Raw genomic sequence first — 12,910 nt, forward strand, 5'->3', positions numbered from 1 at the left:
TTACTGCATACAAAGCACCTTCTGCCTTCCCCAAAGGGAAGGCAGAAGGTGTTTCAGGGATTGATATTCTTATTTACCCGCCAATTTCTTATAGGTTTCATAACGAGTCTGCGCATCACGCTGCGTCTTTTCGAAGAGAGCCTCCGCTGCCTCCGGGAAAGAACGCTTGAGGTTGATGTAGCGGTTTTCTCCCATGAGGAATTCCTGGAACTTGCCAAAATCCGGTTCCTTGGAATCCAGACTGAACGGGTTTTTATCCGTGCCGGACAGTTCCGGGTTATACCGGTAATTTGCCCAGTAACCGCACTCAACAGCAAGCTTTTCTTCCAGCTGGCTGCAGCCCATGCCTTTGCGAATACCATGATTGATGCACGGCGCATAAGCAATGATGAGCGATGGGCCATGATATGCCTCGGCCTCCGTAATGGCTTTGAGCAGCTGATTCTGATCCGCTCCCATAGCCACCTGAGCGACATAAACATATCCGTAGGACTTCGCCATCAAGCCGAGATCTTTTTTCTTCGTCCGTTTGCCGGATGCAGCAAACTGAGCGATGGCAGCGGCCGGCGTTGCCTTGGAAGCCTGCCCGCCCGTATTGGAATATACTTCCGTATCAAATACGAAGACATTGACATCCTCACCAGAGGCAAGGACATGGTCTACACCGCCATAGCCGATATCATAAGCCCAGCCATCACCGCCGAAGATCCACTGAGAACGTTTAACGAAGTAGTCTTTGTTCTCATAGAGTTTGTTCAGCGTCTCGTCACTGCCCTTCTCCGCCTCCAGCAGCGAAGAAAGACGATCCGCGCGATCGCGCGTGCCAGCGCCATTGTCCAGATTCTCTACCCAGTCCTTCAAAGCGGCCTGCAGATCTGCACTGCCTTTGCCGGCTTCAATCGCGGACTGGGCATCTGCTGCGAGGCTGTCGCGAACGGCTTTCGTACCGAGGAACATACCAAGACCGAACTCCGCATTGTCCTCAAACAGGGAATTTGCCCAAGCCGGTCCATGACCTGCATGATTCGTCGTATACGGCATAGCCGGCGCACTGCCGCCCCAAATCGACGAGCATCCTGTTGCATTGGCTACCATCATGCGGTCGCCGAAAAGCTGAGTGAGAAGTTTTGCATACGGCGTCTCGCCGCAGCCGGCGCAGGCACCGGAGAATTCGAAGAGTGGCTGTTCGAACTGGGAACCGATAACCGTCTCCTTCTTCATCGGATTCTTCTTCGGCGCGACCTTTGCAGGATCCACCCCGTAATCAAAGTAGACCTGCGCCGCCTTGCGGTTATCATCCAGCGGGCTCATATCCAGCGCCTTGACCGGGCATACCTGCGCACAGTTTCCGCAGCCGAGGCAGTCCATCGTGGAAACAGCTACCGTGAAATGATAATCCTTGACGGTCTTGACCTGTTTGGACGGGAACCCCTCCGGAGCTGCCGCCAGTTCCTCATCCGTAGTAAGAATGGGGCGAATCGTAGCATGCGGGCAGACATAAGAACACTTATTGCATCCGATACATTTTTCCGCGTTCCAGACCGGCACATTGATCGCCGTGCCGCGTTTTTCATAGGCAGCACCGCCTACCGGGAACGTACCGTCTTCCATCCCATCAGCAAATTTGGAAACGGCCAGCTTATCGCCTTCCTGACGATTCATCACATCCTGAATTTCCGTGATGAACGCAGGGACACCTTTCTTCGACACCTCTTCGTCAGCAGCATTCGCCCAATCTGCCGGGACAGCCACACGGTGCAAGGCATCGATTCCCTTGTCGATCGCCCCGTTATTCATATCCACCACGTTCTGTCCCTTCTTGCCATAAGAAGTGACCACTGCATCTTTCAGATACTTGACAGCCGTATCGATGGGGATAATATTCGCGATCTTGAAGAACGCCGACTGCATGACCATATTGAAACGGCCGCCCAGACCAAGTTCCTTGGCAATTTCTACAGCGTTTACCGTATAGAATTCAATGTCATTCTTAGCAATATACCGTTTCATGTAAGCCGGCAGATGCTTCGTAAGATCTTCATCCGTCCAAACCGTATTGAGCAGGAACTTTCCGCCCTTCTTCAGACCTGCCAGCAGATCGTATTTGTACACATAAGACTGCTGCGAACAGGAAATGAAGTCCGCCTTATTGATAAGATACGGGCTTGTGATCGGCTGTTTGCCAAATCGGAGATGCGACATCGTGATGCCGCCGGATTTCTTCGAATCATAGGCAAAATAAGCCTGAGCATACATGTCCGTCTTATCGCCGATGATTTTAATGGCACTCTTATTTGCGCCGACCGTACCATCTGAACCAAGGCCCCAGAACTTGCAGGCCGTCGTGCCTTCCGGCGTCAGGTCTACATCGCTCATAACAGGCGCCAGGCTCGTGTTGGTTACGTCATCGTCAATTCCGATCGTAAACCCATCCTTCGGTGCATCCTTCTTGAGTTCCTCAAAGACGGCAAAAATCTGATCCGGCGTAGTATCCTTACCGCCAAGGCCGAAACGTCCGCCGACAATGACCGGATTGAGATCCGAGCTGTAGAACGCAGCCTTGACATCGAGATACAACGGTTCTCCGAGCGCGCCGGGTTCTTTCGTATGATCGAGGACAGCGACCTTGCGTACTGTCTTCGGCAGGTACTTGAAGAAATGCTCCAAGGAGAACGGACGATAAAGATGTACGGACAGCAGGCCGACTTTCTCGCCGTTCTTATTCAGATAATCCACCGTCTCCTGAACCGCCTGGCAGACCGATCCCATCGCAATGATGATGCGGTCCGCATCCTTGGCACCATAATAATCAAACAAATGGTGCTCGCGGCCGGTGATTTTTGCCATCTGCGCCATTGCCTCTTCCACCAGCTCGGGCAGCGCATGGTAATACTTATTGGATGCCTCGCGCTCCTGGAAATACACATCCGGATTCTGAGCCGTACCACGGATGACCGGATGATCCGGGTTCAGTGCGCGGCGGCGGAACTCCTTAACAGCATCCCAGTCAAGAATCTTCGAAAGATCCTCATAGTCCACCATTTCGATTTTCTGGATTTCATGCGACGTGCGGAATCCATCAAAGAAATTAATGAACGGAACGCGGCCTTTAATAGCGACAAGATGCGCTACGGCCGCAAGATCCATAACTTCCTGAACGCTTGCTTCCGCCAGCATTGCGCAGCCTGCCTGCCGCGCAGCCATAACATCCTGATGATCGCCAAAAATATTCAGGGAGTTCGCAGCCAGAGCACGGGCGCTGACATGGAACACGCCCGGAAGCAGTTCGCCGGCCACCTTGTAAAGATTCGGAATCATCAGCAGGAAGCCCTGCGATGCCGTGTACGTCGTGGTGAGGGCTCCTGCCTGCAGCGAACCATGTACAGCTCCTGCAGCACCTGCTTCAGATTCCATCTCGATCACGCGGACCTTCTGGCCGAAGAGGTTTTTCTGTCCATGTGCCGCCATCTCATCCACATGCTCAGCCATCGGCGAAGACGGCGTAATCGGATAAATAGCCGCGACATCCGTAAAAGCATAGGAGATATAGGCGGCAGCGGTATTGCCGTCCATGGTTTTCATCTTTTTGCTCATGTTTTGTTTTGCTCCCCTCTAAATGAAATACAAGAGAATACGCTTGAACGCACTTCAAAGGTAAACCGGTCAATGTAAAATAAGATTGCATAAAAATTCATCTATTATGCATAATATATCACCATGAGCGGAACCTCTTCCGTGCGCTTTTATACAGTCCTATTATACACCGTCAAAAAACGATTGTAAACTCGAAAGAATGTCTTTTTGCGTAAAAACAGGGTTTGCGCCTTTTTTCACGCATATTCCGTTATAGTTTCTGCTTATTGTTTCCATAAATGAATCCATTCGCATATAAAATTTATGGGTAAATTTTTATACAATCGAAAAGGAATCGGTTTATTATTGTTTTGTATTCTATTTCCGACACCGCAGAAAAAGCTTCCTCCCTGCAAAGCCTGCAGCACCGATCACCTCTTCTGCCGGCCTGCGCTGCAGGCGTTCTAAACCCTCGCAGAACTGCTGCCGTCAGCTCTATGTCTTTTTATAATAAAAAATAATGATAAGATAAATAATTTTATTTTTTCCTCCACAAAGGAAATAAAAAAAAACCAGCAGATCCCTCTGCTGGTTCATTTCCAAAAAATGGTCGGGATGACAGGATTCGAACCTGCGGCCTCTTCGTCCCGAACGAAGCGCGCTACCAAACTGTGCCACATCCCGACAACAGAAATCATTATACCTCAACTCAGGGAACAATGCAAGGATTTTTTATCCGATACCGATTTTTTTGCTTTCCCGCGGCTCTTTGCGCTGATAAAAGTGAAGAAAAATAATTGGAATAATCACCAAGGTAAATACCGTAGAAGTCAAAAGGCCGCCAATAATCACCCAGGCCATCGATGACCGCGTCTCCGACCCCGCAGTCATAGCCAGCGCAGTCGGCAGCATGCCCGTCATCATCGTAATGGTCGTCATAAAAATCGGCTTGAGGCGAACGCATCCTGCCTCAATAACCGCATCCAGTGCAGACCTGCCTCGATCCATCAGTGTCAGGGTATAATCAATAAGCAGCGTACCGTTTTTTGCCACAATCCCATCCATGACCAAAATACCGATCATCGAATAGAGATTCAGCGTATTATGCGTCAGAAACAAAAGCAGAATGGAGCCAATAAGGCCCAGAGGAAGAGAAAACATACGGATAAACGGAGTGAGCACCGACTCATAAAGTACAGCCAGCAGCATATAGATCAAAACCATTGCCAGCAGAAGCGCACTCAGCAGATCCTTGAACGTATCATTCATCCGGGTGGCCTGTCCCTTGAATTGATAGGTGATACCATCACCAAGGCCGGCTTTATCCAATGCTTTCTTCACATCTTTGGTCACATCACCGATTGGTCGGCCAGTCAGATTGGCACCAATCGCAATGGAACGCTGCTTGTCCACACGGCGAATGCTGACAGGCCCCCGGCCGTTGCGTATTTCAGCTACATCCCCCAGATAAATGAGATGCCCGTTGGCGGAAATCGGAACATGGGATACATCCGACGGCTTATATCCATCCGCCCCTTTAAACCGCACCTTGATATTCGTATCCTGCCCCCCGTTTCTCTCATCGTTTTTAAGCTCCCCTGCCGACAGGCCGGAAATAGCGGAGGCAAATGCCGTATCCACATCAGCCAGCGAGGTACCGTATGTTTTCAATTTATCCCGGTTAACCGTCAGCTGCAGCTCCGGCATGCCTTCCGTATAGGAGCTGTTCACATCGGTGACGCCCGTCACTTCATTTTGCAGGATATTCATGACTTTTTCCGCCGCATCATTAAGCTGACTGCTGTTTCCGCGCAGTTCAATCTGCAGGGCGCCGCCGCCATTTTTCGCACCGCCTCCGCCAGATATCCCGGCTACGTTCGACTGCGTTTCCGAAACACGAATATCCGCATTGCGTATCTTGGCCGCCTCTTCGCGTACTTCATTGGCAATCTCCCAAACAGAGCGGGATCTGTCTCTGCGATCCGTGAGCTGCACTTTAATCCGGCCTTCATATGCAGTCGAGCCGCCAGCCTGCGTCATATAATAACGCACTTCAGGTATCTCAGCCAGTTTTTCTTCAATCTGACGGGCCACCCGGTTCGTCTCCTCCGCCGAAGATCCCACCTGTCCCTGAATATTTACGGTAAAGCTCGACTCATCCGTCTGCGGCATATATTCTGCTCCGACAAGGCCCAGCGGCACCATGGCCATCACACCGAGGAAACACAGTGAAATGACAGCCAGCAGCTTTTTTTGATGGCCGAGGCTCCAGCGTAAAATTCGCTCGTAACAGTTCACAGCGGCTGACTCCACACGATCCATAAATGACCACAAACGCTTTTTTGCCGGATGATACCCGTTCCGGAAAAATCGGGAAGCCAGCATCGGCGTCAACGTAAACGACACAAAGAGCGAGAAAAATCCCGCAAAGACAATGGTCAGGCCAAACTGACGGAAATACTGACCGGTCATGCCGTTCATGAAGGCAATCGGCATAAATACAGCCGCATCACATAGGGTGATAGCAATGGCGGCCATGCCGATTTCCGTCCGCCCATTCTCCGCAGCTTTAGCCGGCGCCTCTCCCATTTTCAAATGCCGCGTGATGTTTTCCAAAACAACGATGGAATCATCAACCAGTATGCCGACACATAAGGTCATCCCCATCAGCGACATCATATTAAAGGTAAACCCGGCCAAATACATGACAAAAAACGTGGAAACCAATGAGGTAGGAATGGCAATCATAACCGCAGCCGTAGAACGCCAGCCGCGCAGGAACAGGAACAAGACCAATCCTGTCGTAAACAGCCCTTCGATCAAAGTCCCCAGCGTATTGTGAAGCGAATCCTGAACATAGTCTGCATCATTAGACACCACGACAAACTGATAATCCGGATATGCTTTTTGCAGTTTCCGGACAGCCTGCATGATATTTGCCGCTGTTTCTACCACATTCGCGTCGCTGTTTTTATAAACCAGAACATTGATTGCATCCTGTCCGTTCAAGCGTCCATACCGGTCCGTTCTGGCATCCTGCTCGCGAATCGACGCAACAGCAGTCAGCGGGATCATTTTCCCGTCCGTATTCTGAACCTGCACCTTTTCAATATCTTGTACTTTTTTATACTGGGCAATGACACGGACATCCGATTTTGTCGTTTCCGTATAGACCGCCCCGGAAGGAAGCAGCTGATTTTCATTGCGGATTGCCGCAGCAATCCTGGCCAAAGTCAGCTTATACGCCGCCATCTTATCACGATCTACTTCAACCGCAACTTCCTTATCCCGCCCGCCATGCAGTTCAATCTCCGAAACGCCGCCGGCCTGCTGCAGCGTTTCCTGAAAAACACGATCGGTCATGGTGTACGTTTCTGCCAGACTGTGCTGGCTCATCACGGCCAGTTCGACGATGGGCTTCGCATTGATATCGCGCTTGATGACCACGGGGGAATCCGCTTCATCTGGCAATTTATTCTTGATCGCTTCGACTTTCTTGGACGCATCAATCGCAGCGGTATCCGCATTGGCATCGAAATTCAGCTCCAGCATGACGCGTGCGCGTTCATAGCTGGCCGTTGATGTGATTTTTTTGACTTCGGCCACAGAGGAAAGTGCATCCTCGACGGGTTTTACAATCTCCTGTTCCACAGATTCCGCACTGGCGCCCGGATATTTAACAGAAACGGTAACATACGGTGTATTTAAAGCAGGCAGCAGCTCCACACCAATCCGATAATAGCTGTACAGGCCCAGCACAACAAAAAATGCGACGACCATGGAAATGCCTACCGGACGGGAAATCGATAAACGGGTCAGATTCATTCTCCATCCGCCTCCATGTCCTCTTCTGCCACCTCGACTCTGGCGCCATTCTTCAGCTTATCCTGATTGGTCAGCACTACCGTTTCTCCATCCTGCAGACCATCGAGAATCTCTTCGGACGTATCATTGATCAGTCCGATTTTCACTTCCCGTTCCTCCACGGTCCCGTCCGTCAGAAGAACAAACAAGGTCTGCCGTCCGTTTCTGGACAAAACGGCCTCTTTGGGAACGAACAACGCATCCCTGCGCTGCAAAATATCAATCGACGTATGGGCAAACAGACCTGCTTTGATATCCTGATCATTCTCCGACAGTTCGATGCGCACCTGATAGGTCTTCGAACTGTCATCCATCGCCGGACTGACATAAACGATCTGTCCGTCAAAATCCTGGCCGAGCGCATCGATCGTAACCTGAACCGGCATCCCCGACTGCAGGATCGCCGCGTCCCCCTCTGACAACGTACAGTCCACATTGATATGACTGTTATCGACCAGAGACAGTACCTTGGTGCCCGCCGTGACAATCGCTCCAACCTCCGCATTGCGATAACCAATGATACCGTCGCGGGGAGCGCGCAAAATCATATCTCCGCGCTGACGGATCAACGCATCCGTAGCATATTCCTGTTTCTCCGCAGTAAACTGCTTGGACTGGACACTCGCGGCATCGCCGTCCTGTGCCTGATTGGCCAGCACCTCGTAAGCGGCCTTGCTCGCCATGTATTCCTGCTGAACCGAATCGAGTGTATCCTGTGAAATCGCACCGATCGAATACAAATATTGATTCCGCTCGTATTTTCCCTTTTCGAGTACATAGGCATTCTGTGCCTTAATATAATTCGCATCGTACGAAGCAGCCGCCTCACGGGCATCGGCACGCGCCGCATTCGCCGCCGCCGCATTCTGATCGATCGAGATATCCAGATCGCCGGTATCCTGTACCAAAAGAACCTGTCCGGCCTTTACTTCATCGCCCAGCTGAACATGGACCGCCATAATGCGGCCGGTATATTTCGGTGCCAACGGAATATTGGCATCAGCTACCGTCTGACCGGACAAAGAGATATGCCGCATCATATCCTGACGCACAATCGTCTGCACCTTAACCAGCGGCAAGTCCCGCCGAATCTTTTTTTTGATCGTTCTGTCCTGCCCAAAATAAAAATAGCAGGCCGTCATGAGAAGCAGAAGACAACAGCCTCCAGCTATAAACCGTTCCCGTCGATTCATTTCCCGAAATTTGTGACGCATAATCCATTCTCCTCATACGATTTACTCTCAGTTCGTATTTATTTTATCACGCAATATCGTCGATTTCCATCACGAAACGATAAACATCTCAATAAAATCTGAAGAACCCTTTCCCGCTTCCAAAAGTTTTTCTTCCTCCGGCAGGGAAATCGGTATACCTTGTTGAATCCTGTTATAAGGTTGTCATGTATCTCTCTATCGGAAAGCGAGGCTTTATCCTATGCAAGCAGTAAAAATCTGTAAAGACATCTACTGGGTCGGTGCGATCGACTGGTCCATGCGCAGCTTCCATGGCTACCAGACAGGCCGCGGCTCTACATACAATGCCTATCTCATTCTCGACGAAAAAATCACCCTGATCGACACGGTCAAGGATTCCTTTGCGGATGAGCTCCTTGCCCGTATTTCCTCCGTTATTGATCCAGCCAGAATCGACTATATTATCTCCAGCCATGTCGAGCCGGATCACTCGGGTTCGATTCCCCGGATTGCCCAACTCTGCCCCAATGCAAAAATCATCACCAGTCTGCCAAATGGACTAAAAGGATTGAAAGCCCGCTACGGCGAGCTGCCTTATGAAGGCGTAAAAGCCGGGGATGAGCTCTGCATCGGACATCGCCGGCTGCAGTTTGTACCGACGCCGATGCTCCACTGGCCGGACAGCATGGTGACCTATTGCCCGGAAGAAAAAATCTTATTCTCCAACGATGCCTTCGGTCAGCATTTTGCTTCCAGCAAACGATTTGATGATGAAAATGACCTTCCTACGGTTCTATGGGAAGCCAAAAAGTATTACGCAAATATCCTCATGCTTTACGGGCGTCAGGCGCAAACTGCCCTCAAAGCAGTAAACGGACTGGACATTGCCATGATCGCTACCGGCCACGGCCTGATCTGGCGCAGTCATGTTGCAGAAATTCTTTCCGCTTATCAGAAATGGTCATCCTGTGAAGTCAACGACCGGGCTGTCGTCGTCTTCGACAGCATGTGGCACTCCACGGAGACCATCGCGAAAACCATTACCGAAGCCTTTACACAAAAAGGAATTCCCGTCTCATTCTACGACATCAAAGAAAATCATATGTCCGATATCGTAACAAAAATTCTGGACAGCAAATATCTGGCCGTCGGCTCGCCGACAATCAACAACCAGATGATGCCCACCATCGCCGCATTCCTCTGCTATCTTAAGGGACTGGCTCCCCGGAATCACAAGGCATTCGCCTTCGGATCCTATGGCTGGGGAGGACAAAGCATCGGTCAGGTAGAAGAAGAACTCAAAGCGGCAGGATGCGAAATTATCCTGGACAAAATTCGCATCCCCAACGTTCCGACGTCCGAACAGTTAAAGGAAATTACCGCTGCGGTCCAGTCTCTCTGACGGATTTATCCCCTCTATAAAAAACATCCGGCTCTCCTCATATATGAAGAGAACCGGATGTTTTTTATGGTTCGACCATACGCCTTCTCAATTTATAATCCCGGAAAAATAAAATAAACATCTCTGGGGGCAATATACAATTTCCCCTGCTTTCTTCACTGGATCAGGGTAAACTGCGGCTTGGATGTCTTTCGTCCTGCGCTACTGCCCGTTTCAGGACCATGTTTTCCTTTTACCATCTTCAGCGGGCAGGATGGCTGATTTTTTGATTTCACCGCGGCACTGCTGCCGTGCGGAGAGTCTGGATATCTGACTAAAAGCTCCTGCATATTCAACGTTTTCATCCATTCCTTCAAATATCCCTTGCTGCGCGCCTGCCGAATTTTTGCCGCCATGATGATTGCCGCTTCATCCTGCAGTTCCAGCAGGCTACCGCGTTTCAGCCGCTCCGGCTCAATCTCACCAGCCAGCCCGATCCGCTCCAGATAGCCGGTCAAATTCCCCCGGAAATAGGCCAGCCTCATCCTTTCCTGCAGGCGCATAGCCGCCCGGACCATAATCTCATCCAGACGTTCATCGAAACGGCCCTGCTTCATCCTCGCACCCTCTTCCATCCATTGCGAAAAAATTTTCTTATTCTTTACTCATATTTCTATCTTCTACAATTATTCTCTTTTCGCAAAAAAAATCCTGCTTAATCTAACCATCTGCGCCCAACTACGAAAAAAAGCCCGCTGCCCGAATGAGTCCGGAGCAGCAGGCTGCTGAATCAAAACAGATTTAAAGGATTTCCCTTTGTCTTTCTTCTTGTTCTCAATGTGACCAAAAAGGTCGTCCCCTTACCCAGTTCGCTGTCAATCCGTATGGTGCCCTGATGCAGATTGACGATTTCCTGAGCGATGGCAAGCCCCAATCCGTTTCCTCCCATCTCCCGGGAACGAGCCTTATCCACACGGTAAAAGCGATCAAAAACCTTCTCCTGATCCTCTTTGGAAATACCGATTCCCGTATCCGATACAGCAAGACATACTTTCCCTTTTTCTGCCTTGCGAAATTCCACCGTCACATGGCCGCCGGACGGCGTATATTTCACCGCATTGTCCACCAAAATTAAAACCAGCTGGCGGATTTTCTGCTCATCTGCCTGAATGATTACTTTAGGAAGCCCCTCTGCGTTCAGCGCAACCCCCTTTTGGTCGGCCAGCGGCTGCATCAGCCTTGCCGTCTGAGCGACTACCGCGCCAAAATCGAATTTCGACGGCTTAATCTTGAGCGCCTTATTGTCACTGCGTGCTACAACCAACAGATCACTGACTAATTTCGTCATTTTCTTGACTTCATCGCGCACATCTTCAATCACCTGCTTGAGAAACGGCGATTGAATGGACGGATCGTTCTGCAGCAGATCCGCCGATGCCATGACAACAGCCAGCGGCGTCCGCAGCTCGTGACTGGCATCAGCCGCAAACTGACGCTGTTTTTCATAAGCTGCTTTAAGCGGGACCATCGCTTTGCCAGAAAGGATATGCCCCACAATCGTCGCAATAAGCAAAGCCAGAAGCCCCATGCCCGCCATGATTATCGTCGCCTTCTCCATTCCATTATAAAGCGCTGTGACATCCTTGCCGACATAAACCGTCTGAACCGGCATCCCCGGATCCTGTACCTTTTGCATGGTCAGCATGATCTTGGTCTTATTTCCATTGCTGCGCGGCTTCGTCACCACGACCACATCGCCGGGCTGCGAGGACCACTGCGACATGACATCCAGAATAAAAGGCTCAATGCGAAAAGAGGCGCGCGCGAAGTTCAGCAGCCGGCCGTCCTCATCGAATACATAAAAGAACAGCCGGTCATTGGTACTCTTATAGGCCACCGTATCATCAATGACCAGTTCCGGATGCTGATTCAGATATTTCTGAGCTTCAGCCACATTATCCGCCGTATCCCAAAGCTCTCTGGCCTGCTCTGAGCGAATGGACCATTCCATCGACTGATGCATGGCAAAAATCAGCACGGCCAGAAAAATAATCATGACAAAAGAATACAGCATCGTCAATTTTCGGCGGCTCTTGCCGAAAAGATTCTCCGTCATTACTTGTGAGCCTCCAATTTGTAGCCGACGCCGCGGACCGTGCGGATAGCGGTTTCTCCATCTCCCAGATCCAGCTTCTTACGCAAAATCTTCATGTAAGAATCAATATTATTGGAACTGACATCCGACTCCAGCCCCCAGATACGATCCAGAATAATATCCCTCGGCACAACAATGCCAATATTCTGGGCCAGCAGGTCAAAAATCTGAAACTCCCGGGGAGAAAGTTGAATGACCTGATCTTTTTTCTTCAAAACCTTGGATGTCCGATTCAGCGAAAACTCACCTACTTCAATCACATCCTGCTGAATTTTCTGCGTACTGCGCCGTCCCAGAGCACGCAACCGCGCCAAAAGCTCCGCAAATTCAAACGGCTTTACAAGGTAGTCATCAGCGCCGGCATCCAGTCCCGTTACACGATCTTCCACCGAATCACGTGCGGTCAGCATCAGAATGGCTTTTTCATATCCATCCTTCCGCAGGCGGCTGCAGGCATCTACTCCTGTCTCCCCCGGCATCATCCAGTCCAAAATCAGAATATCATAATCCGTATATTTCGCATATTCATAGATGTCGCTGCCGTTCGTCACCCACTCAACCTGTATATCATTTTGTTCCAGCATATATTGAATCAGCTTGCCCAGACGCTTGTCATCCTCAGCTAAAAGTACCCGCATAAAACGACCTCCACTTTCCAAGAATCTCTTGATTTTATTATACGCCATAAAAGTTGAAATTCCTATGAAAAGCTGTTCGATATAAGGCTTGTTTTGCTCTCAGCAA

The 12,910-nt window shown here is 50.3% G+C and carries 7 protein-coding genes and 1 tRNA gene; 1 reads left to right on the forward strand and 7 read right to left on the reverse strand.

All coding sequences use genetic code 11. The annotated features are described in order from the left end of the window. Window positions 1-69 precede the first annotated feature (69 nt). The 4 genes from nifJ to FYJ78_RS06645 form a co-directional block, all read right to left on the reverse strand. Window positions 70-3,594 carry a pyruvate:ferredoxin (flavodoxin) oxidoreductase gene (nifJ, locus tag FYJ78_RS06630; RefSeq protein WP_154620615.1) on the reverse strand — a complete coding sequence of 1,175 codons (3,525 nt, stop codon included), beginning with the start codon at window positions 3,592-3,594 and terminating at the stop codon, window positions 70-72. Window positions 3,595-4,180: 586 nt separating this feature from the next. Continuing rightward, window positions 4,181-4,257, reverse strand: a tRNA-Pro gene (locus tag FYJ78_RS06635). Window positions 4,258-4,305: 48 nt separating this feature from the next. Further along, the gene (locus FYJ78_RS06640; RefSeq protein ID WP_154620616.1) at window positions 4,306-7,398 is read right to left on the reverse strand and encodes an efflux RND transporter permease subunit; all 3,093 of its coding nucleotides are present in this window, start codon (window positions 7,396-7,398) and stop codon (window positions 4,306-4,308) included. Then, the gene (locus FYJ78_RS06645; protein ID WP_154620617.1) at window positions 7,395-8,651 is read right to left on the reverse strand and encodes an efflux RND transporter periplasmic adaptor subunit; all 1,257 of its coding nucleotides are present in this window, start codon (window positions 8,649-8,651) and stop codon (window positions 7,395-7,397) included. Before FYJ78_RS06645 ends, FYJ78_RS06640 begins: the two co-directional genes overlap by 4 nt. A gap of 220 nt (window positions 8,652-8,871) precedes the next feature. Between FYJ78_RS06645 and FYJ78_RS06650 the strand changes: the two genes are divergently transcribed. Next, window positions 8,872-10,032 (forward strand): FprA family A-type flavoprotein, encoded by a 1,161-nt coding sequence (locus FYJ78_RS06650; protein WP_154620618.1) that lies wholly within the window; start codon window positions 8,872-8,874, stop codon window positions 10,030-10,032. Between the two features lie 155 nt (window positions 10,033-10,187). On the opposite strand, the gene FYJ78_RS06655 is transcribed toward FYJ78_RS06650, so the two are convergent. The 3 genes from FYJ78_RS06655 to FYJ78_RS06665 form a co-directional block, all read right to left on the reverse strand. After that, complete coding sequence (locus FYJ78_RS06655; RefSeq protein ID WP_154620619.1) at window positions 10,188-10,628, reverse strand: hypothetical protein; 441 nt, start codon at window positions 10,626-10,628, stop codon at window positions 10,188-10,190. Window positions 10,629-10,801: 173 nt separating this feature from the next. Further along, window positions 10,802-12,127 carry a sensor histidine kinase gene (locus tag FYJ78_RS06660; RefSeq protein ID WP_154620620.1) on the reverse strand — a complete coding sequence of 442 codons (1,326 nt, stop codon included), beginning with the start codon at window positions 12,125-12,127 and terminating at the stop codon, window positions 10,802-10,804. Beyond that, window positions 12,127-12,804 carry a response regulator transcription factor gene (locus FYJ78_RS06665; protein WP_154620621.1) on the reverse strand — a complete coding sequence of 226 codons (678 nt, stop codon included), beginning with the start codon at window positions 12,802-12,804 and terminating at the stop codon, window positions 12,127-12,129. The genes FYJ78_RS06660 and FYJ78_RS06665 overlap by 1 nt, the downstream gene beginning before the upstream one ends. Window positions 12,805-12,910 lie beyond the last annotated feature (106 nt).

The organism is Wylensekiella montiformis (genome assembly GCF_009697385.1).
Classification (GTDB): domain Bacteria; phylum Bacillota; class Negativicutes; order Selenomonadales; family Selenomonadaceae; genus Selenomonas_A; species Selenomonas_A montiformis.

What these genes read in the sequence shown, in the direction of transcription:
- FYJ78_RS06645 (WP_154620617.1), bottom strand. Translation starts at nt 8,651, where the DNA reads ATGCGTCACAAATTTCGGGAAATGAATCGACGGGAACGGTTTATAGCT.
- nifJ (WP_154620615.1), bottom strand. Translation starts at nt 3,594, where the DNA reads ATGAGCAAAAAGATGAAAACCATGGACGGCAATACCGCTGCCGCCTAT.
- FYJ78_RS06665 (WP_154620621.1), bottom strand. Translation starts at nt 12,804, where the DNA reads ATGCGGGTACTTTTAGCTGAGGATGACAAGCGTCTGGGCAAGCTGATT.
- FYJ78_RS06660 (WP_154620620.1), bottom strand. Translation starts at nt 12,127, where the DNA reads ATGACGGAGAATCTTTTCGGCAAGAGCCGCCGAAAATTGACGATGCTG.
- FYJ78_RS06655 (WP_154620619.1), bottom strand. Translation starts at nt 10,628, where the DNA reads ATGAAGCAGGGCCGTTTCGATGAACGTCTGGATGAGATTATGGTCCGG.
- FYJ78_RS06650 (WP_154620618.1), top strand. Translation starts at nt 8,872, where the DNA reads ATGCAAGCAGTAAAAATCTGTAAAGACATCTACTGGGTCGGTGCGATC.
- FYJ78_RS06640 (WP_154620616.1), bottom strand. Translation starts at nt 7,398, where the DNA reads ATGAATCTGACCCGTTTATCGATTTCCCGTCCGGTAGGCATTTCCATG.